Here is a 24,485-nt window from a genome sequence, read left to right on the forward strand (position 1 = left end):
GTCGAGGCGGTGGGGGAGGGGGTCACGCGCGTCGCGGTCGGCGACCACGTCGTGTGCGCCTTCATCCCGGCCTGCGGCACGTGCCGCTACTGCTCCACGGGCCGCCAGAACCTCTGTGACGCCGGGAAGAACGCCTCCACCGGCGAGTTCCCCGACGGGACCTTCCGGTTCCACCTCGACGGCGAGGACCTCGGCGGGATGTGCGTGCTGGGCACGTTCTCCCAGCACCTGGTCGTCTCGGAGTTCTCCTGCATCCCGATCCCCGACGACATCCCCTTCGACATCGCGGCGCTGGTGGGCTGCGGCGTGCCGACCGGCTGGGGGTCCGCGGTGCACGCGGCGGGCGTCCGGGCGGGCGAGACCGTGGTCATCTACGGCGCGGGTGGCGTGGGCAGCAACGCCGTGCAGGGCGCCCGCTACGCCGGGGCGAAGAACGTGGTGGTCGTCGACCCGGTGGCGTTCAAGCGGGACATGGCGAAGGTCTTCGGCGCCACGCACACCTTCGCCGACGCCGCAGCGGCGCACGAGTTCGTCGTGGAGACCACCTGGGGCGAGCTCGCCGACCACGCGATCATCACCGTCGGCGTGCTGCACGACGAGGTGATCGACCACGCCATCCAGGTGGTCGGCAAGTGCGGCCAGGTGACGATCACCGCGGTCGGCAACGGCTCGATCGACCACCACCCCGGCCCGCTCATCGGCTACCAGCGGCGCGTGCAGGGCGCGATCTTCGGCGGCTGCAACCCGCTCTTCGACGTCCCGCGGCTGCTCGGCCTCTACCGCTCCGGTGACCTCAAGCTCGACGAGCTGATCACCCGCCGGTACCGGCTCGAGGAGGTCAACCAGGGCTACCAGGACATGCTGGACGGCAAGAACGTCCGCGGCGTGCTCCTCATCGAGCACTGAGCGCCGTGGCCGACCACGATGGCGTGCGGCTGCGCGTGCTGATGGAGCCGCGCCACGGCGCGCGCTACGAGGAGATCCTGGCGCTGGCCCTGGCCACCGAGCAGGCGGGTTTCGACGCGTTCTTCCGCTCCGACCACCTGCTCGGGGTCGACCCGGCCGATCCCACGTTCCGTCCCACCGACTGCTGGACGACCCTCGCCGGCCTGGCGCGGGAGACGTCGCGCGTGCGGCTCGGGGCGCTGGTGGGCGCGGCGACGTTCCGCGTGCCCGGCCTGCTCGCCACGATCGTCGCCTCGGTCGACGAGATGAGCGGCGGGCGGGTGGAGCTCGGGCTGGGCACCGGGTGGTTCGCCAGGGAGCACGCGGCGTTCGGCATCCCGTTCCCGCCGACGGGCGAGCGGTTCGACCGGCTGGAGGAGCAGCTGGCGGTGATCACGGGCCTGTGGCGCACCCCGACGGGCGACGACGCCGGCTTCTCGTTCGACGGCGCGCACTACCGCCTCGAGGCCAACCGCACACCGCCACGGCCGCTGCAGGACCCGCACCCGCCGATCATCATCGGCGGCGCCGGGCCGCGGCGCACCCCGGCCATCGCGGCCCGCTACGCCGACGAGTTCAACGGCGCGCTGACGTTCGGGGACCGCACCGGGGTGCAGCTCGCGGAGCGGTTCGCGGGGTTCGCGCGGGCGTGCGAGGCGGTCGGCCGCGACCCGGGCGAGGCACGGCGCTCGGCCGTGCTGCCCGTCGCGTGCGGGTCGACGCCTGCCGAGGCGCAGCGCCGCGCGGAGGTGATGGGCTCGGAGCTGATGCGCTCGACGGCCGCGATCGGGTCGCCCACGGAGGTGACGGATCTGGTCGGGGCACTGGCCGAGGCCGGGGCGGACACGGTCTACCTGCACATCTACGACATCCACGACCTGGACCACATCGCCCTGATCGGCGCCGAGGTCCTCCCGCACGTCACGAGCACACCGGAGAGGACAGGCGCCCGATGACACCGAGCAACCAGGGCAGCATCACCACCCGCGCCGCGATCGCGCGGCAGCCCCACACCGGCTGGGAGCTCACCGAGCTGACCCTCGACGCCCCGAGGTCCCACGAGGTGCGGGTCCGCTTCCACGCCGCCGGGCTCTGCCACTCCGACGACCACATCACCCACGGCGACGCCCCGGTCCGGTTCCCGATCGTCGGTGGGCACGAGGGCGCCGGCGTGGTCGAGTCGGTGGGTCCGGACGTGCGCCGGGTGCAGCCGGGCGACCGGATCATCTGCTCCTACATCCCGGCCTGCGGCGGGTGCCGGCCGTGCTCCACCGGGCACCAGAACATGTGCGTGAAGGGCCTGAACGCCAGTACCGGGATGTTCCTGGACGGCACCTTCCGGTTCCACCACGGCGAGGAGGACCTGGGCGGGTTCTGCACGGTCGGCTCGTTCTCGCAGTACGCGGTGGTGTCGGAGTGGGCCTGCATCCCGCTGCCCGACGACATCCCGTTCGAGATCGGCGCGCTGGTCGGCTGCGGGGTGCCCACCGGCTGGGGCTCCGCCGTGTACGCCGCCGGCGTGCGCGCGGGGGACACCGTGGTGATCTACGGCGCGGGCGGAGTCGGCAGCAACGCCGTGCAGGGTGCGCGCTACGCGGGTGCGAAGAACGTGGTGGTCGTGGACCCGGTGGAGTTCAAGCGGGACATGGCGAAGGTCTTCGGCGCCACCCACACCTTCGCCGACGCCCGCGAGGCGCACGACTTCGTGGTCGAGACGACCTGGGGGCAGCTCGCCGACCACGCGATCTGCACGCCCGGTGTGCTGACCAGCGAGGTGGTCGACGCCGCGGTGCAGGTGGTCGGCAAGGCCGGGAAGGTGACGATCACCGCGGTCGGCAAGCTCGGGGAACGCGCCGTCAAGGTGCACGCCGGCTTCATGATCCTCTACCAGCGTCAGGTGCGCGGGGCGCTGTTCGGAGACTGCAACCCCCTCTACGACGTGCCGAAGCTGCTGGGGCTCTACCGGAGCGGTGATCTCAAGCTCGACGAGCTGATCACCCGCCGGTACCCGCTCGACGAGCTGAACGCGGCCTACCGCGACCTGGCCGACGGCAAGAACATCCGCGGCGTCCTGATCCACGAGCGCTGACGGTCGAGCGCCGAGGTCCACGAGCCCCGAGACCCGAGAGGAGCACCGTGGTCACACCGAGCTTCACCGCGCCCGAGGACCGCGAGACCGTCACCGAACTGCTGCGTGCCCAGCTCGAAGGGCTGCCCGCCCGGTCGCCGTTCTACGCCGACCTGTTCGGTACGCACGGGGTGTCGGCCGCGGCCTTCACGTCCCTGCACGACCTGGGCAAGTTCCCGTTCACCACCAAGCAGATGCTGCGCGACTCGCAGGCCGCCGCCCCGCCGCTGGGTCACCACGCCGGGGTGGACATGACCGAGGTCATCCGCGTGCACGCCTCCACCGGCACCACCGGGCGCCCCAGCTGGGTCGGGGTCACCCGGCGGGACGCGGCCGCGTGGACGGACATGGTGGCCCGCGCCTTCCGCACGATGGGCGCCACCCGCGAGGACGTGGTGCTGCACGCCGCGGGGCTCACCCTCTTCGTCGGCGGGCTGCCGATCCGCGACGCGCTGGAGCGGATCGGCGCCACCCTGGTGCCGATCGGCACCGGCGCCTCGGAGAAGGCGGTGCTCGCACTGGAGACCCTCGGGGTCACCGCGCTGCACTCCACGCCGTCCTACGCGCGCTACCTCGCCGAGCACCTGCGGGCCCACGGCCGCGACCCGAGGGAGTTCGGCCTGCGCAAGGTCTTCGTCGGCGGCGAGCCGGGCGGGGGAGAGCCTGCGTTCCGGGCGCACGTCGAGCAGGAGTGGGGCGCGCCGGTCACGGAGGGCCTCGGCAACGCCGACATGGCGCCGGTGCTGTTCGGCGAGGCGCCGGGCAGCGGCGGGATGCGGTTCACCGGCGGCCGGCACGTGCTGGTCGAGCTGGTCGACCCGGACAGCGGGGAACCCGTCGACGCCGAGCCGGGTGCCACCGGCGAGCTCGTCTACACGTCGGTCGACCGGGAGTGCTGCCCGCTGGTGCGCTTCCGCACCCGCGACCGCGTGGTCGTCACCGGGCTCTCCGGCAGCGGGGCGCCGCTGATCCGCTGCGTCGGGCGCACCGACGACATGCTGATCGTGCTCGGGGTGAACGTCTTCCCCTCCGCCGTGCGCGACCTCGTCCAGACGCTGCATCCCCGCACCACCGGCGCCGTGCAGATCGTGCTCCCGCGGCCGGGCCCCCGGGTCGAGCCGCCGCTTCTGGTGGAGGCCGAGTGGGGCGAGGACGCGAGCGACCACGAGCAGCTGGGCCGGGACATCGAGGCGCTGGTCCGGTCCCGGCTCTCGGTCCGCGCCGCGGTGACGCTGGTCCCGCCCGGGTCGATCGAGCGCTCCCAGATGAAGTCCCGCCTGACCCGCCCGGCGACCTGACAGAAGGAGCTCACGAGTGCCGAACGCGATCCTCGACCCCACCGGCCGGGCACCCGCACCCGAGGCCACCCCGGCGGCGGCCCCGCGGGCGGCCCGGCGTCCCGACCTCACCGGAGCGCGGGTGGGCCTGCTGGAGAACACCAAGCAGAACGCCGCGCTGCTGCTGCAGGAGGTCGCGACGCTGCTCGTGGCAGAGCACGGTGCCGCCGGCGTCGTGCTGATGCGCACCAAGCAGGCCTTCGCGCTGCCCGCGCCCGCCGAGCTGGTGGCCGAGTACGCGGACGCCTGCGACGTCGTGGTCACCGGCGTCGGTGACTGCGGCTCGTGCAGCGCGTCGGCCGTCGCCGACGGCGTGCTCCTCGAGGCCGCCGGCGTGCCGGCCGCCGTGATCTGCAGCGACGCGTTCGTCGCCACCGCCGACGCGATGGCGGCGTTGCGCGGGGCGCCCGGCTACCGCTACGTCACCACCGAGCACCCGGTGGCGGTGCTGACGCCGCAGCAGGTGCAGGAGCGGGCCGAGCACGTGGTGGCCGGGGTGGTCGCACTGCTGACGGAGGCGCGCCCGTGACGGAACCGGATCCCGACGCCGCGCAGGCCGCCATCGAGCACTGCTACGACCAGGGCTGGTCCGACGGCCTGCCGCTGGTCCCGGCGTCCCGCCCGCTGGTGGACCGCTTCCTCGCCACCGTCGACCGGCCGGCCGACGAGGTGATCGGCGTGCTCCCGCAGCTCGACCGCACGGTCACCGTGGAGCTGGCGGCGATCAACGCGGCCATGGCCGGCTGCCGCCCGGAGTACTTCCCGGTGGTGCTCGCCACCTGGGAGGCACTGGTGCGCGAGCGCTCCACCGGCGGCGGGGGCTGGCAGTCCACGAGCGGGCCCGCTCCGCTGATCGTGGTGAACGGCCCGGTGCGCGACGAGCTCGGCTTCAACCGCGCGGGCGGGGCGTTCGGTCCCGGGTTCCGGGCGAACGCGACGGTCGCGCGGGCGATCGGGCTGATCGTCCGCAACGTCTACGGGATCCACCCGCACGTGCTGGAGCAGGCCACCCAGGGGCTGCCAGGGCGATGGTCGATCTGCATCGCCGAGAACGAGGAGGAGAGCCCCTGGGAGCCGCTGTCGGCCGAGGGCGGGATCCCCGCCGGCACGTCCGCGGTGTCGGCGACCCTCCTGCGCACCTGCGAGTTCGTGGACAACCGGCACACCGGCAGCGCGGAGCAGCTGCTCACCGACTTCGCCGACACGATCTCCCGCACCGGCGCCTGGATCTTCCGGCACGCCTCGGTCGGCATCGTCTTCTGCCCGGAACACGCGCAGCTGCTCGCGGGCGCCGGTTTCGGCCGCGCGCAGGTGCGCACGTGGCTCGTCGAGCACTGCGGGCGCACCGTGAGCGACCTCGCCCGCGCGGGGAAGGACGGCCTCGGCGACAACGGGGTGCGGCACGCGAGCGGGGAGCGTCCCGAGGGGTTCGACCGGCTGCTGCCCTCGGCGGACCGGGAGAACCTGCTGATCGCCGTGGCCGGGGCGCGCAATGCCGGGATCTCGATGGTCGTGCGGCTGTTCTCGGGCTGGTCCGGAGCCGCGGTCCCGGTACCGGCGCGCGCGGCGGCGGCGCTGGAGGAGGTGCGCCCGTGACGGAGGATCCGCTCGCCGACCCCTTCGCCGACGCCGGACCGCTCCTGATGGCGGGCCGGACGGCACTCGTCACCGGGGCCGGGCAGAACGGCACGCTGCCCGGCGTCGGCTACGCGACCAGCCGGGTGCTCGCCGCGCAGGGGGCCAGGGTCGCGGTGCTCGACCGGGACGAGGCCGCGGCGGTCCGCACCGTCGAGCGGATCCGCGCCGCCGGCGGCACGGCACACGCGCTGGTCGCGGACGTCACCGACGACACCGCCTGCGCCAGGGCCGTCGCCGAGGTCGTGGAGCGCTTCGGGGTGCTCGACGCGCTGGTCAACAACGTCGCCGCCGGGGACAGGGCCGGTCTGTTCGAGGTGACCCCGCAGCGGTTCGACGAGCTGGTCGCGGTCAACCTGAAGTCGGCGTGGCAGGTCACCCGGCACGCCGTGCCCGTGCTGCCGCCGGGCAGCGCGATCGTCAACATCTCCTCGGTCGGCGTGCGGATGCGCGGGCCCGGGATGGTCTACAGCGTCGCCAAGGCCGGGCTGGAGAACCTCACCGACGGCGCGGCCAGCACGCTGGGGCCGCAGGGCATCCGGGTCAACTGCGTGCAGGTCGGCGCCATCTGGGGAGCCTTCGCCGCCGCCAACATGCCCGAGGAGATGCGCGAGCCGCGCCGGCAGGGCACGGCGCTGAAGACCGAGGGCACGGCATGGGACATCGCCCACGCCGCCGTCTTCCTGCTCAGCGACCGCGCCCGGTGGATCTCCGGGCACACGCTGACCGTCGACGGCGGGCCGCCGCACCGGTTCCCGCCCGGCCCGCCGATCACCGCCGTACCGGCCGCGGCGCCCGCCGGGGCGTCCGTGGGAAGGAGCAGTTGATGGCTGACACCGTCCGCGCGGCCGTGCAGGTCGCCCCGCGCACCATCGAGATCCGCGAGTTCCCCCGGCCGGTGATCGGCCCGGACGACGGGCTGCTGCGCGTGGAGGCCAACGGCATCTGCGGCAGCGACGTCGAGTCCTACCGTGGCCACCTGCGGATGGGCGGTGGCGGCCCGACCGTGCCGGGGCACGAGCCGCTCGGGATCATCGAGGAGATCGGCGAGCGGGCCGCGCAGCGCTGGGGCGTGCAGCCGGGTGACCGGGTCGCGCTCGAGGTGATCGTGCCGTGCCGCTCCTGCCACGACTGCCTCACCGGGCGCTACCAGGCCTGCCGCAACCGCCGCTACGGCCACGGGGTCACCGGCGTGGACGTGGCGCCGAGCCTGTGGGGCGGGCTCGCCGAGCACCTGTACCTCACGCCGGGCGCCGTGCTGCACAAGGTCGACAAGACGCTGCCGGCCGAGCTCGCGGTGATGTTCAACCCCCTCGGCGCGGGCGTCCGCTGGGCGCTGCACCTCGGCGGGGTCGGGATCGGCGACACCGTGCTCGTGCTCGGTGCGGGACAGCGGGGGATCGCCTCGGTGATCGCCGCGCGCGCGGCGGGCGCGGGCACCGTCATCGTCACCGGCCTGGAGGCCGACGCCCACAAGCTCGCCCTCGCCCGCGAGTTCGGCGCCGACCACACGATCGTCGTGGACGGGGACGCGGCGCAGGACGTCGTCGAGCGGGTCCGCGAGATCACCGACGGGGCGCTGGCCGACGTCGTGCTGGAGCTGACCCCGATGGCCACCGAGCCGGTGACGCACGCGCTGCAGGCGGTCAAGCACGGCGGGCAGGTCGTGCTCGCCGGGCTCAAGGGCGGGCGCGAGGTGCCGCTGCGCACCGACCTGATCATCAACAAGGCGATCAAGGTGGTCGGGGCCTATGGCGTCGACGCCCGCGGCTACGCGGAGGCGATCGCGATCATCGAGTCCCGCCGCTTCCCGCTGGAGAAGATGCACACCCACACGTTCGGGCTCGACGACACCGCGCTGGCCATGGAGACCCTCGCTGGTGAGGTGCCGGGCGAGGCGGCGGTGCACGTCTCGGTCCACCCCAACGGTTAGGCGCGAACATGCTGGTCGACGCCCACGCCCACCTGCTGCCCCGCGACTACCCGGCCGACGCCCCGGAGTGCTTCCCGCGGATGGAGCCGATCGACGGCGACACGGCGCGCACACTGCTGTTCGGGACGATGCGCTACCGCGCCCGTGACGTGTTCTTCGACGCGGAACGGCGCGTCGCGGCGCAGGACGCGTCCGGCGTCGACATGGAGGTGGTCTCGCCGATGCCGCCGCTGCTGCGCTACGACCTGCCCGCCGCCGACGGGCTCTCGCTCGCCCGGCACGTCAACGAGTTCACCGCCACGCTGAGCGGCGCGGCCCCGGAACGGCTGGTCGGGCTCGGCATGGTGCCCCTGCAGGACCCGGACACCGCCACGGCCGAGCTGGCGGCGATCCGGGACCAGGGCCTGCGTGGCGTGGAGATCGCCTCGAACGTGCTCGGCGCCTCGATCGGCGACGAGCGGTTCGTGCCGTTCTTCGCCGAGGCGCAGCGCCTGGACCTCGCGGTGTTCGTGCACGCCATGCCCGCCCGGACCGACCGGCTCCCGGCGTCGGCGATGGGGACCTACGTCGTCGGCGTCGAGGGTGCGCTGGCCGCCGCGTCGATGATCGCGGGCGGCACCGCGGGCAAGTGCCCCGACCTGCGCATCTCCTTCAGCCACGCGGCCGGGGGGTTCCCGCTGATGCTGCCGCGCGCCCAGTACTTCTGGGGCGGGACGTGGAACGAGGAGCCGGCCGTCCCCGAACGCGCCATCGCGCACGACGACGGCCCGTCCCCGATCGAGTACGCGCGCCGCTTCTACTACGACTCGCTGGTCTTCGACCGGCGCGCGATCCGCTACCTGATCGACCTGCTCGGGCCCGACCGGCTGCTGGTCGGCTCCGACTTCCCGGCCATGCCGCGCGAGGAACCGGCGGGCGCCACGCTGCGCGGGATGGACCTGCCGGCCGACGTCCTGGCCGCGATCACCGGGGAGAACGCCCTGCGCTGGCTCGGCCTCCCCACCCCGAGGGCTTAGGCTCCCTCCCGGGTTGCAGCAAAGCCACTTTCATGCAACCTCGTTGCGTCAAAGTGGCTTTGCTGCAACCCGGCGGGGGCGGTTCAGCCGGCCAGCGACGCCGAGATCGAGCGGGACGCCTCCGCCAGCACCGCGGCCAGCTCGCGCGGGCGCGCGTCGTCGGCCTCGACGACCACGGAGATGGCGGCGGCGACCTCACCGCGGCGGCCCAGGACCGGGACCGCCACCACGATGTCGGGCACGGTGATCTGGCCGCGGGCCACGGCCACCCCGGTCCGGCGGACCTGGGCGAGGCGCCTGCGCAGCTCCGCGGGATCGACGACGGTCAGGGGGCTGAACCGGGTGAGCGGCGAGCGCAGCACCTGTTCCTGCAGCTCGCGGTGGGCGTGGGCGAGCAGGACGAGGCCGGTGCCGGTGGCGTGCATCGGCCAGCGGTCCCCGACGTGGCTGTCCACCGGCTTGCGCACCCGCGCCCGAATCGCCTCGACGTAGACGACCTCGAGCCCGTCGCGCACGCCGAGGTGCACGTTGCCGTGGGTGGTCTGGTGCAGGTCCTCGAGATACGGGAAGGCGGCGTCGCGCAGCCCGAGTCCGCGGGGGGCGAGCGCGGAGAGCTCCAGCAGCCGCAGCCCCACGGCGTAGCGGCCGGAGTCGTCGCGCTCCAGCGCTCCCCAGGCCACCAGCTCGCGGACGAGCCGGTGGGTGGTCGGCAGGGTGAGTCCGGCGCGGCGGGAGATCGCGCTGAGCGTGAGCGTCCGGTGGGCGGGCCCGAACGCGTCGAGCACGGCGAGCACGCGTCCCGCGGCGGTCACCCGGCCGCCGCCGTCCCCGGCCCCGGGGGAGCGGGTGGGTCGAGGTCCCTCCGTCACGGTCATGTCGCACCTTCCCCAGGTCGCCACTGCAGGTCGCCACTGTGGACAGACGGAGCCGCGGGGCCGCGCTACCCGCTCGGCGGCGGGATGAGTCCTTCCCGGATGGCCACCAGCGCCGCCTGCGTGCGCGAGGAGAGCTGCAGCTTGGTGAGCACGTGGCTCACGTGGGTGCGGGCGGTGCGGTCGCTGATGAACAGCTCCGCGGCGATCTGGCGGTTGGACATCCCGCGGGCCACCAGGGTGAGCACCGTGCGCTCGCGCGCGGTGAGGGAGGCCAGCCCGGACGACGGGGAGACCAGCTGCCGCGTCAGCCGGCCGGCGACGGCGGGGTCGAGGTGCACCTCGCCGCGGGCGGCCGCGCGGATCGCGGCGGCCACCTCGTCGGGGTCGGCGTCCTTGAGCAGGTACCCCGCCGCGCCCGCCTGCAGCGCGGCGTAGACGCGCTCGACCTCACCGAAGCTCGTCAGCATCACGACGCGGACGTCCGGGTAGGAGTCGAGGATCGCCCCGATCGCGCTGATCCCGTCCATCTCGGGCATCAGCACGTCCATGAGCACCACCTGCGGGAGCCGGTTCTCCGCGGCGAGGCGCCGGAGCTGGACCAGCGCGTCCCGGCCGTTGACCGCCTCCGCGACGGCCTCGATGCCGTCGGCGCTCTCCAGGTAGGCGGCGAGCCCGCGACGCACGACGGCGTGGTCGTCGACGACGAGCACCCCGATCACGCCCGCCACGGACGTCATCACCGGGCACCTCCCGGCAGCGCGACGGGGATCATGACCTCGACCCGGCAACCGGGCGCGGTGTCCCGGATCTCCATGCGCCCTCCCCACCCGCGGGCCCTGGCCTGCATCGAGACGAGGCCGAGCGCCCCCTCGCGCGGGGGACGGCCGTCGAGGCCGGTGCCGTTGTCGGTGATCTCCACGAGCAGCTGGTCGCGGACCGCGTCACCGGCGCCGCCGATCCGGATGGCCACCTGTGTCGCGTGCGCGTGCTTCACCACGTTGTGCAGCGCCTCCTGGACGATCCGGTACAGGTCCTCCTGCAGCTCGGCGGGCAGCAGGTCGAGCCGCTCGGCCACCTCGACGTCGATGCACAGTCCCGACATCGACCGCACCGAGTCGGCGTGCGCCCGCACGGCGTCGGCGAGGCCGCGCTCCACCAGCTCGACGGGGTGCAGTTGGTGGACGAGGCTGCGCAGGTCGGCCAGCGCGTTCTGCGCGAGGCCGAGCAGCTCGTCGGCGACCGCCTGCACCCGCTCGGGGCTGCTCGTGCGGCCCGAGGCCACCTGGGAGCGCAGGGCCTTGGCCTGCATCCGCATCGAGAACACCTGCTGCACCACCGAGTCGTGCAGCTCGCGGGCGAGCCGGGCGCGCTCGGCGAGCTGGGCGTCGTGCCGCGACCGGGCGAGCAGGTCGGCGGAGTCGACGGCCATCGCGGCCTGGTCCGCCATCGCGTCGAGGAACTCCAGCGCGGCACCGCCGGGGTTCTCCCCGGGCTCGTAGAAGGCGTTCAGCACCCCGACGGCCCGGCCGCGGACGACGAGCGGGACGGCCACGAAGCAGTCCCACCGCGGCGCGCCCATGATCGCGTGCAGCGGTGCCCAGCTCGGGTCGCTGAGCACCGCGGCCTTGCGGTGGGCCACCACGATGCGCCGCCTGCTGCGGAAGGCCTCCACGAACATCAGGCGGGCGCCGAGGCGGCGGCACTCCTCCAGCCGGTCGGTGAAGTCCTCGGCGTCGGTGAACCCGGCCTTGCCCACCACGCGCATGGTGCCGCCCTCGACCCGCAGGATCTGCACGGCGGCGATGTGCTCGGCCTGGACGACCTCGCGGGCGACGACGTCGAGGGTGACGCTCAGCGAGCCGGCGTCCGCCACGCTGGACGCGGCACGGGCGATGGCCGCCAGCCGGCGTTGCCCCCGCCGGTCGTCCTCCGACCGCCCGGGGTGCAGTGGCTCGCCGCACATCGGACAGCCCGCGGGTTCGAGCCCACGCTCCGCTCCGTCCGCGACTGCCTGCTGCATCACGCCGACCCCTTCGTCGAAGCGCTCGCCCGCCACTCTGATCCAGTCTCACCAGCCGGGTCGGGCGTCACAAGACTCCCGGCCCGGTTCGCCCAGGTCGGCCGGGAACGGCAGGGCGACCCGCGACGGATGTCGTAGGCGGATCACGTCCCGCGTTGCGGTGTGCCGCCGGGAGGACGACGTCGTCGTCACCTGCTCGAACTTTGTCTTTCGCCGAGTGAAAGCCGTCTGCACGAGATCCGGTCCTCCCCGGACGCTGTGTCGGATGCAGTGAGCCCCATCACTCCGATCCGGCACCTCGACGCACCCACCCCGGCGCACCCCGACCGGCGGTGGCGGCCGCCCTGCCCCGACGACGACCGGGCAGGCGCGGCCCCGAAGGACGCAACGAAGCGGGAGGTCCACGTGAGACCCAATGCGCAGCGCCTGTCCCTCCTCCTGGCCGCACTGCTGGTGCTCGCCGCCTGCGGGGGCGGGGGCGGCACGGCAGGGGGCACCGCACAGCCGGCCGGCCCGCCCCAGCGCGGCGGGGAGCTGACCGTGCTCGAGAGCTCGTCCTTCGCCGGCGGCTGGCCGTCGGGCCTCGACCCGGCGACCAACACGACGGGCGGCGCCAACATCTCGCAGATGAGCGCGATCTACGGCGGCCTGTTCCTCCTCACGGCCAACGACGACGGCTCCGATCCGCGGGTCGTGCCGAACCAGGCGGAGGGCTACGAGCTGCTCGACGGAGGGCGCACCGTCAAGATCACGCTCCGCGACGGCATCCGCTTCAGCGACGGCACGCCGTTCGACGCCCAGGCCGTGGTCTTCAACCTGCAGCGGGCCCTGGCCTCGCCGTGCTCGTGCAAGCCGACCTGGCCGCTCGCCGACGGCGGCATCACCGCGCAGGACGCGCGGACCGTCGTGCTGACGTTCACCCGCCCCTACGCCGCCGTGATCAACTCGTTCCCGGTGGCGAACACCAACTGGATCGCCTCCCCCACCGCACTGCAGAAGATGGGCGAGGAGCAGTTCCGGATCAACCCGGTGGGCGCCGGCCCGTTCACGGTGGTGTCGAACCAGCTCAGCTCGCTGCTGGTGCTGCAGCGCAACCCCACCTACTTCAAGCCCGACCGCCCCTACCTGGACAAGCTCACCTTCCAGTCCATCGGCGGCGACCAGCCCGCGTACCAGGCGCTGCTGGCCGGGCAGGCGCAGGCCTACGAGGGGCTGAGCACCACACCGCTGCTGGAGCAGGCGCAGTCCAGCGGCCGGCTGACCGTGACGGTGCAGCCCCCGACCTCGCCGTACGTGATCCAGCTCAACACGAAGACCGCCCCGTTCGACGACAAGCGGGCGCGCGAGGCGATCTACCGGGCCACGGACTTCGACTCGATATCCAAGGGGCTGTTCCGCGGGCTCTACCCCGTGAGCCAGTCGTTCACGGGCCCCGGCGGTCTCTTCCACGAGCAGGCCGTGCCCGGCTACCCGACCTACGACCCCGAGCAGGCCAAGCAGCTCGTGAGCCGGCTCGGTGGCCTGACCGTGGAGCTCGGGACGCTGAACGGCTACGTGGCCCAGCAGGTGATGACGGCGCTGCAGACCCAGTGGCAGGCCGCGGGCATCACCGTCACCACCAAGAACTACGAGCTGTCGACGCTGGTCCAGCAGTTCAACTCGGGCCAGTGGCAGTCGATGCTGCAGACAGCGGGGGCGTGGGACCCCGCGTCGGGCGTCGGTGTCGGCTTCCGGTTCGGCTCGACCTCGCCGTTCAGCGGTGTGGCCGACCCGCAGCTCGACCAGCTGCTCGACGGGGCCGCCGCCACGGTCGACCCGGCAGGCCGCCAGCAGCTCTACAACGAGGCCGGGAAGTACATCAGCGACAACGCCTACGCCCCGTTCGGGCTGGCGTTCGCCGCCGCGAACATCGCGACACCGGGGGTGTACGGACCGGGCCTCACCACGAAGATCCCGCCGATCGTGGTGAACGCCGGCGTCATCTGGGACGAGGTCTGGCGGGTGCAGCAGCAGTGACGGCGTCGGTGGACGCCGGGCGGCACCGGGCGGGGCCGGCGTTCCTCACCTCGCCCGGGATGCGGCTGGTGGGCAAGCGGCTGCTGCTGGCGGTGCCGATCGTGCTCGGGGTCAGCATCCTGACCTTCTGGGTGCTCAACCTCATCCCCGGCAGCGCGGCCCAGCAGCTGCTGGGGCCCGAAGCCACCCCGGCGCAGGTGCGGGCCCTGGAGCTGGAGCTGGGCCTCGATCGGCCCGCGGTGCTGCGGTACCTGGACTGGCTCGGCGGGGCGGTCACGGGTGACCTCGGGCAGTCCCTGGTGAGCCGCCAGCCGGTGACCGACCTGCTGGGAGAGCGGCTGGCCGTCAGCGGCGAGCTGGTGGTGCTGGCGTTCGTCATCTCGCTGGGGCTCGCCGTCCCCACCGCGCTGCTGGCCGCGCACCGGCCCAACCGGCTGTTCGACCGGATCAGCATGGTCGTGAGCATCACCGGGCTGTCGGTGGCCAACTACGTGCTCGCCCTGCTGCTGGTGCTGGTGTTCGCGGTGCAGATGGCGGTGCTGCCGGCGATCGGGTTCGTCCCGCTGTCACAGGGGCTGGGGGAGAACCTGCGGTCGATGGCGCTGCCGGCGGCGGCGATCGCGTTCCCGCTCTACTGCTTCTACACGCGATTCCTGCGCGGCGACCTCGTCGACCAGCTGCAGGGGGAGGACTACGTCACCACGGCGCGGGCCAAGGGCATCGGGCCGTGGCAGGTGCTGGTGCGCCACGCGTTCCGCAACTCCGCGTTCGGGCTGATCACCGTGGTCGGCCTGAACCTCGGAAGCCTCATCGGGGGCACCGTGATCGTCGAACAGATCTTCGCCCTCCCGGGGATCGGGCAGCTGATGCTGCAGGCGATCAACACGCGCGACTTCGTGGTGGTGCAGGCCTGCGTGGTGGTGTTCGCGGTGGTCGCGGTGCTGGCCAACCTGCTCGCCGACCTGCTCTACGCCGTACTCGACCCGAGGATCCGCTATGGCAGTCGTTGACGCCGGGCCGGCGCTCGTCGAGCCCGCCACCGCACCGGCGAGGTCGCGGGGCTGGGTGGGCTCCCTCGCCGTCGCGGTGCCTGCCGGGGCGGTCGCACTGATCGCGCTGGCCTGCTTCGTGGGCCCGCTCGTCCTGCCCGTGCCGCCGCCGATCGGGGGCAGCGTGCTGGAGTCCTACCTCCCGGCGTTCTCCCCGGGGCATCTGCTCGGCACCGATCCGAACGGCAACGACATCCTCGCGCGGATCCTGTACGGCGGCCGGTCCTCGCTGATCGTGGCGGTGACGGTGAACCTGATCGGCCTGCTGGTCGGGGGCACGCTCGGGGCGCTGTCGGGCTTCGCCGGCGGCGTGGTGGACACCGTGATCATGCGGGTGCTGGACGTGCTGATCGCGTTCCCGTCGCTCGTGCTCACCCTCGCGGTGGCACAGAGCCTCGGCCCGAGCCAGACCAACACGATCCTGGCGCTGGCGTTCTTCAGCATCCCGGCGTTCGCGCGGATCTCCCGCGCCGCCACGCTGCGGCTGCGGGAGCTGCCGTTCATGGCGGCCGCCGGGCTCTGCGGCACGCCGGGATGGCGGATCCTGCTGCGCCACGTGGCGCCGAACATCGCGCCGCAGCTGATCACGTTCGGGATGCTCGGGATGGGCATCGTGATCGTGATCGAGGGGGCGCTGAGCTTCCTCGGCCTGGGCATCCCACCACCCGCCCCGAGCTGGGGGAACATGATCGCCCAAGGCCAGCAGAGCATCTCCGCCACGCCGATGCTGGTCGTCTGGCCCTCGGCGGTCCTGTTCGTCACGGTGCTCGCCTTCAACCTGCTCGGCGAGAGCCTCCGCGCGCGATGGAGCGGCCGATGAGAGCGCACGACGACGTACTGGCGGGTGCCGGCGGGGTTCAGGAAAGCCACTTTCCTGCCCTGAGCGGACCTGAAAGTGGCTTTCCTGAACTTCCCGCCGACGGCGAGACGCTCCTCGAGGTGCGGGACCTGCGGGTGCGGTTCTCCCGCCGCGGGCGCCACGTGCACGCCGTGAACGGGCTGTCCTACCGGCTCGAGGCGGGGCGGATGCTCGCGATCATCGGCGAGTCCGGGTCCGGGAAGAGCGTCAGCTCGCGGGCGTTGATGGGCCTGCTGCCGTCCACCGCGACGGTCACGGGGTCGGCCCGCTTCGCCGGCACGGAGTTGGTGGGGATGACGGAGGCGCAGATGCGCCGCCGCCGGGGCGCCGACATCGCGATGGTGTTCCAGGACCCGACCCGCTCGCTCAACCCGACGATGCGGATCGGCACGCAGGTGGTCGAGGCGGTGCGGGCGCACGCCGACCTGGACCGGCGCGCCGCGCGGCGCCGCGCCGTCGAGCTGCTGTCACTGGTGCGGATGCCGGTGCCGGAGCAGCGGTTCGGGGAGTACCCGCACCAGCTCTCCGGGGGCATGCGGCAGCGCGTGATGATCGCGATCGCGCTCGCGGGGGAACCGCGCCTGCTGATCGCCGACGAGGCCACCACCGCGCTGGACGTGACCACGCAGGCGCAGATCATGGAGCTGCTCGTCGAGCTGCAGCACCGCCTCGGCATGGCCGTGATCCTGATCAGCCACGATCTCGGGCTGGCCGCCAGCTACGCCCAGGACGTCCTCGTCATGTACGCCGGGCGGGGGGTGGAGCACGCGGCGGCGGAGACGTTGTTCGCGCACGTCCGGATGCCCTACACCCGCGCGCTGCTGGGGGCCATCCCGCTGCTGGAGCGCGAGCCCCACACGCTGCTGCCGGTGGTGCCCGGCCAGCCGCCCGACCTGTCCGCGCTGCCCGCGGGCTGCCCCTTCGCCCCGCGTTGCGCCTCCGCCGACGAGCAGTGCGCGGTGGACCCCCCGCTCACCGAGCACGAGCCGGGCCACCGGTGGGCGTGCTGGCACCCCGTTCCCGATGCGCCCGCGCCCGATGCAGCGAGCGGAGACCGGTCATGACGGCACTCGACGAGCGCCCGGTGCCGGGCGAGACCCTGCTGCAGGCCCGCGGCATCGTGCAGGAGTTCCCGGTCCGCGGCGCGGGAGGCATCAAGGGCGGGGTCGTGCACGCCGTCTCGGACGTCTCGTTCGACGTGCGGGCGGGGGAGACGCTCGGCGTGGTGGGGGAGACCGGCTCGGGCAAGTCGACCCTCGCCCGCTCGGTGATCCAGGCGCCCCGGCCGCAGGCGGGCGAGGTGCTCTTCCGCGGGACCGACCTGATGCGGCTGGGCCGCCGGGAGCTGGTGGCGGCCCGCAGGCACATGCAGATGGTGTTCCAGGACCCCTACGGCTCGCTGAACCCGCGGTGGCGGGTGGCGGAGCTGGTCGAGGAACCCCTCGTGGGCTACGGCGTGCGCGGGTCCGCGCAGCGGGAGGCGCGCGTGCGCGACCTGCTCGACCTGGTGGGGCTCGACCCGTCGGTGTACGGCAGGCGCAGGCCGCACGAGCTGTCGGGCGGCCAGTGCCAGCGGGTGGCGATCGCCCGCGCCATCGCGCTGCACCCTGCACTGGTGATCTGCGACGAGGCGGTGTCCTCGCTCGACGTGCTGATCCAGGCGCAGGTGCTCAACCTGTTCGAGCGGCTGCGCACCGAGCTGGGCCTGTCCTACCTGTTCATCTCCCACGACCTCGCGCTGGTCAAGCAGGTGAGCGACCGCGTGGCGGTGATGCATCTCGGGCAGCTCGCCGAGCTGGGGCCCGCGGAGGCGCTGTACCGGCGGCCGTTGCACCCCTACACGGCGGCGCTGCTCGACTCGATCCCCGGGCTCGACCCCCGGACGGGACGCGCGCGCCGCCCCCGTCCGCTCGCGGGCGAGCCGCCGTCGCCGCTCGCCCCGCCCAGCGGGTGCCGGTTCCGCACGCGCTGCCCGCTCGCCGTGCAGCGGTGCGCCGAGGAGGAGCCGGTGCTGCGGGAGCACGTGCCCGACCACCGCGTGGCCTGCCATTTCCCGCTGGACATCCCTCGGGAGCCGTGAGCGCGTCGCTCCCGGACCGGGACATTCGACGTACCCGGCGTGGGCGGGCCGGTCGGCCGGATGAGGTCATCGGCCCGGTTCGGCGCAGCGCCGCCCGCCCTAGCGTGAAGACCCGCGATCCCGCTGGTCGACGTCGACGTACGCGAGGAGGACCACCCGTGCCGCACGAGAACGCGCGCATGACGGCGCCGGTCGGGGGAGCGTGATGGAGTTCCTGGTGAGCGCCCGCAGCCTGCTGCCGCGGGACTTCCCCCCGGAGCGGCGGGCCGAGATGCGGACCCTCGAACGCGCCGTCGCGGGCCGCTGGCGCGCCGAGGGCATGCTGCAGCGCCTGTGGCGGGTGCCCGGGCGCACCGACTGGATCGGCCTCTTCACCGCCGCCGACTCCACGGTGCTGCACGACGCGCTCACGACGCTTCCGATGTGGCCGTGGCTGGACGTCACCGTGCAACCGCTGGCGACCCACCCGCAGGAACGGTGACCGCGGTGCGCCGCCTCGCAGAACCGAAGAGGGGAGCACGAGTGGACATCTCGATGCGGGGCACGGGCGCCCCCGGCACCAGGGACGGCGGGATCACCGCGGCCGGCAGGCCACGGACCAGGCTGTTCGCCGTCCTCGCGGCAGGGGTCTGCGCCGTGCTGCTCGCGGCCTGCGGCGCCGGGCCGGGGATCAACGCGGCAGGCGGTGACGGGGGCGGCATCCGCACCGTGAACCCCTACGGCGGTGACTTCACGGCGGAGGGGACCCCGAAACGGGGCGGCGTGCTCGTGATGGGGACCGACCGCGAGGTCACGGGTTTCGACCCGACCGTCCAGAACACCAACCAGGCGGCGCTGGCCGTCTACGACTCGCTCCTCAAGCTCACCCCGCAGGGCACGGCGCAGCCCTACATGGCCGAGTCGATGGAGAGCCCGGACGGCGGCCGGACGTGGCGGCTGGGCCTGCGCGACGGCGTGCGGTTCTCCGACGGGACCCCGCTGGACGCCCAGGCCGTGATCGTCAACGTGCAGCGCCACATCGACAAGGCCTCCTCGCCCGGCCACCGGTTCACCGAGCCGATCACGGCGATGACCGCGGTGGACCCGCTCACCGTCGAGTTCACGCTGCGCTCACCGTTCGGCCTGTTCCCGGTGGCGTTCGCCGGGAGCTTCACCACCGGCAGCCTCGGGCAGATCATGTCGCCCGCCGCCATCGCGCGGTACGGCGACCAGATCGCGAGCCACCCGGTCGGGGCCGGCCCCTTCGTGCTGAGCGACTGGGTGCGCGACTCGCGCATGGTCCTGACGCGCAACCCGGACTACTGGCAGTCCGGCATGCCCTACCTGGACGGCCTGGAGTTCCGTCCCCTGCCCGACACCGAGAGCCGGTTCGCGTCGCTGGAGAACTCCGACGTCGACCTGATCTTCGGCGGGTACCACACCGAGCTGCTGCGTGGCCTGACGAACCCGAACCTGAGCGTCTACTACGGCTCGGGCCACGGGGCGGAGTGGCTCTACTTCAACCACGACATCGCCCCGTTCGACGACCACCGGATGCGCGAGGCGGTCGTGCGCGGGATCGACCTCGACGCGCTCGCGGCCACCCAGTTCCGCGGGCAGATGGAGCGGGCCACCGGGTACTTCGGCGACGACAGCGCCTACCAGACTCCGGAGGCCGCGGCGGCCTGGCCGACGTTCGACGTCGAGCGGGCCAAGCAGCTGGTGGCCGAGTACGTGGCCGGGGGCGGCAGCGCGACCGTGGTCTACAAGACGACCAACGCGCCCAACCGCGTGGCGTTCGCCGAGTTCCTGCAGGCGCAGATGGCCGCGATCGGGATCACGCTGCAACCGCAGTTCTTCGACCTGGCCCAGTTCTCCTCGAGCGTGGTGCAGAGCCAGGACTTCCAGCTGGCCGGCATGGTCGGTGGCCCGGCGGACGCGCCCTACCCGTCCGCGCAGAACGTGCTGCGCACCGGCGGCAACCAGAACTACGGCGGCTACTCCAACCCGGAGGTCGACGCCCTGCTCGACACGGCGGCGGCGAGCACCGACGACGCCGAGCGGACGCGGCTGTACCAGCAGGTCCAGCTGGTCACCAACCGGGACATCTCGATGGCCTACTACAGCCGCGGCTACCTGTCGACGGTCGCGAGCCGGGAGGTGAAGGGCGTCGTGCGCTACCTGACCAGGGACATGTTCTTCGCCACCACCTGGCTCGACCGCTGACGGGAGGCGCGGGCCGCTACCGCAGCGCGGTGCCGTCCGGGCCGCTCACGGGGAGTTCGGTGGCCAGCCCGGTGAGCAGCAGCACCCGGGCAGCTGCCGAACCGGGGGTCAGGAGGATCGACAACCCGGGGCCGGCAGCGGCATGTGCCTCGGCGAGCAGCGCGACCCCGGCGCTGCTGAGGTAGCCGACACCGGTGAGGTCGACGACGAGCGGGCCGCCGATCCCGGCGGAGGTGAGCAGGGCGGGACCGACGATGTCGCGGCCGGCCAGGTCCAGGTCGCCGTGGACGGCGAGCACCCGCTCCCCGGCGGGCCCCTGCCGATGCTCGACGCTCGCCCCGACGGGAGCCCGGGTCCGGGAGCGGCTCCGCGCCGCGGTGCCGCCGGGCCGGCCGTCGGGCGCAGGCGCGGCAGCAGGGAGCCGGAAGCGCGCCTCGGTGCCGTCGGGACCGCGGTCGATCACGAACCCGTCGACGAGCTCGCCGATGACCCGTAGCCCGTGCCCACGGTGCCCGTTGTCGGTCGGGACGGGGCGCCAGCGGCCGTGGTCGCGCACCCGCACGTCGACGGCACCGTCGTCGGTGCGGGTGAGTGAGTAGTCGAACTCGCCGCCGCCGTCCGGGTAGGCGTGCTCGGCGGCGTTGGCGGCGGCCTCACCGACGGCCAGTTCGAGGTCCTCGGTGCTCTCCTCGGGCAGTCCGGCGGCGGCCGCCCAGTCGCTCACCTCTCTCCGGAGCGGGCTCATGCTGGTGGCGGCCGCGGGCAGCCGTCCGCGCAGTGGGGCGGGGACGGCGCGCACGACGAGCAGTGCCACGTCGTCGGCGGGCCCCGCCTCGTCGAGCACGGTCTCGACCAGCCCCGCGGCCAGGCCGTCGGGGCCGAGGTGACCGAGCTGCGCGGCGACGTGCAGGAGGCGGTCGAGCCCCTTGTCCACCACCTCGTGGCGGCGCTCGACGAGTCCGTCGGTGTAGAGGATCACCGACGATCCGGGCGCGACGGTGGTGGCGGCCTCCTGGTAGGGCGGGCGTCCGCGCAGACCCAGCACCGCACCGGCGCCGCCGTCGAGGAACCTCGCGTCGTCGCCGTCGACGAGCAGTACCGGCGGGTGCCCGGCCATGGCCCAGCGCAGCTCGCGGGTGGACCAGTCGAACGTGAGGCAGGCGCACGTGCTGCCGGTCGCCCCGCGGAGCCTGGCGGCGAACCGGTCGAGCCGTTCGAGGGCGGCGGCGGGGGAGCACCCGTCGAGCAGGTGGGTGGCCAGTGCGCTGCGCAGCTGTCCCATGACGGCGGCCGCACCCGGGCCGTGCCCCACGACGTCGCCGACGACCAGCGCGACGCGCGTGCCACCGAGGGGGAGCAGGTCGTACCAGTCCCCGCCGGACAGTGCGTGCTCGGCCGCGGGTGTGTAGTGCGCCGCGGCGGCGAGCCGGGCCAGCGCGGGCAGCTCGCGGGGGAGCAGACTGCGCTGCAGGACGTCGGCCACCTCGTGCTCGGCCTGGTGCAGGCGGGCGCGGTCGAGCGCCTGCGCGCACTGCCCGGCCACGGTGAGCACGGGGCCACGCTGGTCCGCGCCCAGCTCCGGGGTGGCGCCCTCCTCCGCGGCGAGCCACATGCCGACCACACCGACCACCCGGTTCGACAGCAGCAGCGGCACCGCGACCGGGGAGCCGCTCCACACCGCCCGGGCGCTGCGAACGGCCGCGGCCAGTGGATCGGTGGCGTCCAGGGTGACCGGCCGCAACGCGACCGCGGCAGGCCCCCGCGCGGCGATCGGCTCCAGGCGCGGCCCTTCCCGCAGCATCAGGACCGCGGACTCCGCTCCGAGCCCGGCGGCGTGGTCGAGCACCACATCGGCGACCTCGGCGGGGGTGGTGGCCCCCGACAGGGCGGCGACGATGTCGCTGAGCTCCTCGGCGGCTCTGCGGGCCACCCGCTCGGCCTGCAGCAGGCCGGCACGGTGCAGGGCCTGGGCGCACTGCTCGACGAGGGACTCGGCGCTGGCCCGCTCCGTGGCACCGAGCGGGTGCTGCGCGGGCAGCGCCATGGCCACCACACCCAGCGACCGTCCGGCGGCGAGCAGCGGTAGGCACACCAGCCCGTCGATGCCGTGGCGCGCCAGTTCCTTCCGCAGGTGCGGGTCGTGGCCTGCCCAGGAGTCGTCCGTGTCCAGCCAGACCGAGCGGCCGGCGGCGGCTCCGGTGACCGGATCCGCGGCGTCGGGAGGCAGCTCGCTCCAGGTCCGGACGATCTCGGTGGGCCAGCCCTCCACGGCAAGGGCCTGCAGGTCGCCCGCCTCGCCCCGCCTCCACACCGCCACCGAGCGGGCGCCCAGCAACCGTCGGAGCTGGTCGACGGTGGCCACGCCGACCTGCGCGGGGGTCGCGGCGGCGGACAGGGCGGCGGTGGCCTGCTGGAGCAGCTGCAGCTGCCGGTTGGCCTCCTGCTCGCGCCGCAACAGCCGCTCCCGTTCGGCCTCGGCGCGCCGTCGCTGCGTGATGTCGCGGCCGATGGCCTGCACACGGCCGTGCCCGGCGGAGCGCATGCTCAGCTCGACCGGCACGGTGCTGCCGTCACGACGGCGCAGCTCCCACACCTCGGTGACGGACGCGCCGTCGGCCAGCGCCGTGAGCAGCCGGTTCAGCCGGGGGATGTCCTCGGGCCGCACGATGTCCTCGGCCCCCAGCATCAGGTGCTCCTCGCGGGAGTAGCCCAGCAGCGCGCAGGCCGCCGGGTTGACGTCGAGGTAGCGGCGGTCGCCGTCGGCGAGCCAGATCGCGTCGGTGGCCCGCTCGACGAGGAGCCGGAACTGTTCCTCGCTCTCCCGCACCGCCGCGATGGCGTGTGCGCGCTGCAACGACTCCCAGCACCGCCCGGCGACCGTGGTGACCAGGTCGATCTCGGCTGCCGTCCACACCCGGGGGGTCCGCTGGTGCACCGCCATCGCGGCGACGAACCGGCCCGCCTTGTGCAGCGGGACGCAGATCACCGCCACGATGCCCGTGCGGTGGTAGATGCCGCGCTGCTCGGGCAGCACGCGCGGATCGGTCTCCGCGTCGGCCAGGACGTACGGGACACCCTCACGCATGCAGCGGAGCGTGTCGGCGCTGAAGTCCGACATCGCCATCCGGCCGGTCAGCTCGGGCAGCCCGCGGGCGTAGCTGCCGGTCATCGTGAAGTGGTCCTCGTCGGCCTCGGCCTCGGCGTAGGCGCTGCGGTCGACCTGCATGTGCTCGCCGAGGAGCTGCGCGACCGTCGCCATGACCTCGTCGGGGTCCTGCAGCGGCTGCAGAGCCCGCTCCAGCTCGGCGAGGAAGCGGTCGCGCGACGCGAGCGGCCGCCCCACCTGGTCCACCGGCGGGATCGTACCGGCCGGGCGGCATCGCGCTCTGTGAAGCGAGGTCCCCCACCCCCGTGTCCGGCACGTCACCGCCGCGGCTCATGCCGTGCGGGGGATGCGGGGGCCCTACCGGAATCGCCACGGTTACCGGAATCGCCACCGGGAGTGCCGGAGCGAGGGAGGTGGCGCGGTGTCGGACGATCACGACGACCTGCGGGCGCACGCGCCCTCCGCCGCGTGGATCGTGCGGGCCGCCGAGCTGCACCGTGACCGGTGGGAGGACGAGCAGGAGCTCGCGAACGCCATCCACGGCACGGTGGTCGGCGCCGCCGTGATGGTGGCGGCGAGCCTGCACGGGTCGCTGGGCGAGATCCTCGTGACGGTCCTGGTCACCCTGCTCGTGTACTGGGTGGCCGAGCGGTACGCCCACCTGCTCGCCGCCGGCGTCCGGGGCCGGCGGACGGGGTGGAAGGAGACCCGGGCCGCGATCGCCCGCGTGGTGCGTGAGGGCTGGCCCATGGTCGAGGCGGCCTACCTGCCCCTCGTGGTCCTCGTCGTGACCTATCTGATCACCGCGCGGCTGACGGTGGCGGTGGTCGCGTCACTCGGCATGTCGACCCTGCTGCTCGTCGCACTCGGGTACCTCGCGGCCCGGCGGGCGGGTGCCACCGGCGGCGGGGCACTGGGGTGGGCAGCCCTGAGCGGGGTGCTCGGCCTCGCCACCGTGAGCCTGAAGCTGTTCCTGCACTGACGTCCGCTGTGGGCCCTGACCGAGCGGCCGGCGGCCGGATGGCGGGGGTCAGCTCAGTGCACCGACCCGCTGCGCCGACGCAGAGCACCGAAACCGGCGGTGGCCACGAAAAGGACGATTCCCACGATGGCGAGCCAGAACAGCGACTTCACGATGAATCCGACAATGACGACGATCACCCAGAGGATGAGAAGTCCGATGACGAGGCCCATGAGGAACTCCTTTGTGCGCCCGAGGTGCCGTTACTGGGCGCCTGCATGACAAGAGCCGTACCCGGCCGCCCGGTGCGCGAATCCCGA

Annotated in this window: 22 protein-coding genes; 17 read left to right on the forward strand and 5 right to left on the reverse strand. The window is 73.7% G+C overall.

What is annotated here, in order from left to right:
* From HF577_RS02485 to HF577_RS02525, 9 genes are all read left to right on the forward strand, one after another.
* Positions 1-906: zinc-binding dehydrogenase (locus HF577_RS02485; protein WP_169394060.1), on the forward strand; the 906-nt coding region annotated here is incomplete at its 5' end.
* A 23-nt stretch (positions 907-929) separates the two neighbouring features.
* The gene (locus HF577_RS02490; protein WP_169394152.1) at positions 930-1,901 is read left to right on the forward strand and encodes an LLM class F420-dependent oxidoreductase; all 972 of its coding nucleotides are present in this window, start codon (positions 930-932) and stop codon (positions 1,899-1,901) included.
* Positions 1,898-3,034: an NDMA-dependent alcohol dehydrogenase gene (locus HF577_RS02495; protein ID WP_169394061.1), complete on the forward strand. Its 1,137-nt coding sequence runs from the start codon at positions 1,898-1,900 to the stop codon at positions 3,032-3,034. Before HF577_RS02490 ends, HF577_RS02495 begins: the two co-directional genes overlap by 4 nt.
* Positions 3,035-3,081: 47 nt before the next feature.
* Entirely contained in the window at positions 3,082-4,371 is a 1,290-nt protein-coding gene (locus HF577_RS02500; RefSeq protein WP_169394062.1) for a phenylacetate--CoA ligase family protein, read from the forward strand.
* Between the two features lie 16 nt (positions 4,372-4,387).
* Positions 4,388-4,939, forward strand: coding sequence for a UGSC family (seleno)protein (locus HF577_RS02505; RefSeq protein WP_169394063.1), 552 nt, complete (start codon positions 4,388-4,390; stop codon positions 4,937-4,939).
* Positions 4,936-6,006, forward strand: coding sequence for a hypothetical protein (locus HF577_RS02510; RefSeq protein WP_169394064.1), 1,071 nt, complete (start codon positions 4,936-4,938; stop codon positions 6,004-6,006). Before HF577_RS02505 ends, HF577_RS02510 begins: the two co-directional genes overlap by 4 nt.
* Positions 6,003-6,872: an SDR family NAD(P)-dependent oxidoreductase gene (locus HF577_RS02515; protein WP_312858902.1), complete on the forward strand. Its 870-nt coding sequence runs from the start codon at positions 6,003-6,005 to the stop codon at positions 6,870-6,872. The genes HF577_RS02510 and HF577_RS02515 overlap by 4 nt, the downstream gene beginning before the upstream one ends.
* Complete coding sequence (locus tag HF577_RS02520; protein ID WP_169394065.1) at positions 6,872-7,978, forward strand: zinc-dependent alcohol dehydrogenase; 1,107 nt, start codon at positions 6,872-6,874, stop codon at positions 7,976-7,978. Before HF577_RS02515 ends, HF577_RS02520 begins: the two co-directional genes overlap by 1 nt.
* Before the next feature lie 8 nt (positions 7,979-7,986).
* Entirely contained in the window at positions 7,987-8,994 is a 1,008-nt protein-coding gene (locus tag HF577_RS02525) for an amidohydrolase family protein (protein ID WP_169394066.1), read from the forward strand.
* Positions 8,995-9,077: 83 nt separating this feature from the next.
* Here HF577_RS02525 and HF577_RS02530 read toward each other — a convergent pair whose 3' ends face one another.
* The 3 genes from HF577_RS02530 to HF577_RS02540 form a co-directional block, all read right to left on the reverse strand.
* Entirely contained in the window at positions 9,078-9,869 is a 792-nt protein-coding gene (locus HF577_RS02530) for an IclR family transcriptional regulator (protein ID WP_211173702.1), read from the reverse strand.
* Between the two features lie 65 nt (positions 9,870-9,934).
* Positions 9,935-10,606 carry a response regulator gene (locus HF577_RS02535; RefSeq protein WP_169394067.1) on the reverse strand — a complete coding sequence of 224 codons (672 nt, stop codon included), beginning with the start codon at positions 10,604-10,606 and terminating at the stop codon, positions 9,935-9,937.
* The gene (locus HF577_RS02540; protein WP_246265549.1) at positions 10,606-11,889 is read right to left on the reverse strand and encodes a GAF domain-containing sensor histidine kinase; all 1,284 of its coding nucleotides are present in this window, start codon (positions 11,887-11,889) and stop codon (positions 10,606-10,608) included. The genes HF577_RS02535 and HF577_RS02540 overlap by 1 nt, the downstream gene beginning before the upstream one ends.
* A gap of 270 nt (positions 11,890-12,159) precedes the next feature.
* On the opposite strand from HF577_RS02540, the gene HF577_RS02545 reads away from it, so the two are divergent.
* From HF577_RS02545 to HF577_RS02575, 7 genes are all read left to right on the forward strand, one after another.
* The gene (locus HF577_RS02545) at positions 12,160-13,905 is read left to right on the forward strand and encodes an ABC transporter substrate-binding protein (RefSeq protein ID WP_312858903.1); all 1,746 of its coding nucleotides are present in this window, start codon (positions 12,160-12,162) and stop codon (positions 13,903-13,905) included.
* The gene (locus tag HF577_RS02550) at positions 13,902-14,915 is read left to right on the forward strand and encodes an ABC transporter permease (protein WP_312858904.1); all 1,014 of its coding nucleotides are present in this window, start codon (positions 13,902-13,904) and stop codon (positions 14,913-14,915) included. The genes HF577_RS02545 and HF577_RS02550 overlap by 4 nt, the downstream gene beginning before the upstream one ends.
* Positions 14,902-15,774 (forward strand): ABC transporter permease, encoded by an 873-nt coding sequence (locus tag HF577_RS02555; protein ID WP_169394068.1) that lies wholly within the window; start codon positions 14,902-14,904, stop codon positions 15,772-15,774. The genes HF577_RS02550 and HF577_RS02555 overlap by 14 nt, the downstream gene beginning before the upstream one ends.
* Positions 15,771-16,877 (forward strand): ABC transporter ATP-binding protein, encoded by a 1,107-nt coding sequence (locus tag HF577_RS02560; RefSeq protein WP_169394069.1) that lies wholly within the window; start codon positions 15,771-15,773, stop codon positions 16,875-16,877. The genes HF577_RS02555 and HF577_RS02560 overlap by 4 nt, the downstream gene beginning before the upstream one ends.
* Positions 16,874-17,893: an ABC transporter ATP-binding protein gene (locus HF577_RS02565; RefSeq protein ID WP_169394070.1), complete on the forward strand. Its 1,020-nt coding sequence runs from the start codon at positions 16,874-16,876 to the stop codon at positions 17,891-17,893. Before HF577_RS02560 ends, HF577_RS02565 begins: the two co-directional genes overlap by 4 nt.
* A gap of 205 nt (positions 17,894-18,098) precedes the next feature.
* On the forward strand, positions 18,099-18,374 hold the full coding sequence (locus HF577_RS02570) for a muconolactone Delta-isomerase family protein (RefSeq protein WP_169394071.1): 276 nt from the start codon (positions 18,099-18,101) through the stop codon (positions 18,372-18,374).
* A 41-nt stretch (positions 18,375-18,415) separates the two neighbouring features.
* Positions 18,416-20,098 carry an ABC transporter substrate-binding protein gene (locus HF577_RS02575; RefSeq protein WP_312858905.1) on the forward strand — a complete coding sequence of 561 codons (1,683 nt, stop codon included), beginning with the start codon at positions 18,416-18,418 and terminating at the stop codon, positions 20,096-20,098.
* Between the two features lie 16 nt (positions 20,099-20,114).
* Here the strand turns inward: HF577_RS02575 and HF577_RS02580 are convergent, their stop codons facing one another.
* Positions 20,115-23,450: a SpoIIE family protein phosphatase gene (locus tag HF577_RS02580; RefSeq protein ID WP_169394072.1), complete on the reverse strand. Its 3,336-nt coding sequence runs from the start codon at positions 23,448-23,450 to the stop codon at positions 20,115-20,117.
* Between the two features lie 175 nt (positions 23,451-23,625).
* Between HF577_RS02580 and HF577_RS02585 the strand changes: the two genes are divergently transcribed.
* Positions 23,626-24,186 carry a hypothetical protein gene (locus HF577_RS02585; RefSeq protein ID WP_312858906.1) on the forward strand — a complete coding sequence of 187 codons (561 nt, stop codon included), beginning with the start codon at positions 23,626-23,628 and terminating at the stop codon, positions 24,184-24,186.
* Positions 24,187-24,239: 53 nt separating this feature from the next.
* On the opposite strand, the gene HF577_RS02590 is transcribed toward HF577_RS02585, so the two are convergent.
* Positions 24,240-24,398: a hypothetical protein gene (locus tag HF577_RS02590; RefSeq protein ID WP_169394073.1), complete on the reverse strand. Its 159-nt coding sequence runs from the start codon at positions 24,396-24,398 to the stop codon at positions 24,240-24,242.
* Positions 24,399-24,485 lie beyond the last annotated feature (87 nt).

This window comes from Pseudonocardia xinjiangensis (assembly GCF_012911925.1).
In the GTDB taxonomy this organism is placed as follows: domain Bacteria; phylum Actinomycetota; class Actinomycetes; order Mycobacteriales; family Pseudonocardiaceae; genus Pseudonocardia; species Pseudonocardia xinjiangensis.

Bases quoted from the DNA above. Each gene is read 5' to 3' on its own strand.
- HF577_RS02495 (WP_169394061.1), top strand. From the start codon at position 1,898: ATGACACCGAGCAACCAGGGCAGCATCACCACCCGCGCCGCGATCGCG.
- HF577_RS02520 (WP_169394065.1), top strand. From the start codon at position 6,872: ATGGCTGACACCGTCCGCGCGGCCGTGCAGGTCGCCCCGCGCACCATC.
- HF577_RS02525 (WP_169394066.1), top strand. From the start codon at position 7,987: ATGCTGGTCGACGCCCACGCCCACCTGCTGCCCCGCGACTACCCGGCC.
- HF577_RS02530 (WP_211173702.1), bottom strand. From the start codon at position 9,869: ATGACCGTGACGGAGGGACCTCGACCCACCCGCTCCCCCGGGGCCGGG.
- HF577_RS02535 (WP_169394067.1), bottom strand. From the start codon at position 10,606: ATGACGTCCGTGGCGGGCGTGATCGGGGTGCTCGTCGTCGACGACCAC.
- HF577_RS02540 (WP_246265549.1), bottom strand. From the start codon at position 11,889: ATGCAGCAGGCAGTCGCGGACGGAGCGGAGCGTGGGCTCGAACCCGCG.
- HF577_RS02555 (WP_169394068.1), top strand. From the start codon at position 14,902: ATGGCAGTCGTTGACGCCGGGCCGGCGCTCGTCGAGCCCGCCACCGCA.
- HF577_RS02560 (WP_169394069.1), top strand. From the start codon at position 15,771: ATGAGAGCGCACGACGACGTACTGGCGGGTGCCGGCGGGGTTCAGGAA.
- HF577_RS02565 (WP_169394070.1), top strand. From the start codon at position 16,874: ATGACGGCACTCGACGAGCGCCCGGTGCCGGGCGAGACCCTGCTGCAG.
- HF577_RS02570 (WP_169394071.1), top strand. From the start codon at position 18,099: ATGGAGTTCCTGGTGAGCGCCCGCAGCCTGCTGCCGCGGGACTTCCCC.
- HF577_RS02590 (WP_169394073.1), bottom strand. From the start codon at position 24,398: ATGGGCCTCGTCATCGGACTTCTCATCCTCTGGGTGATCGTCGTCATT.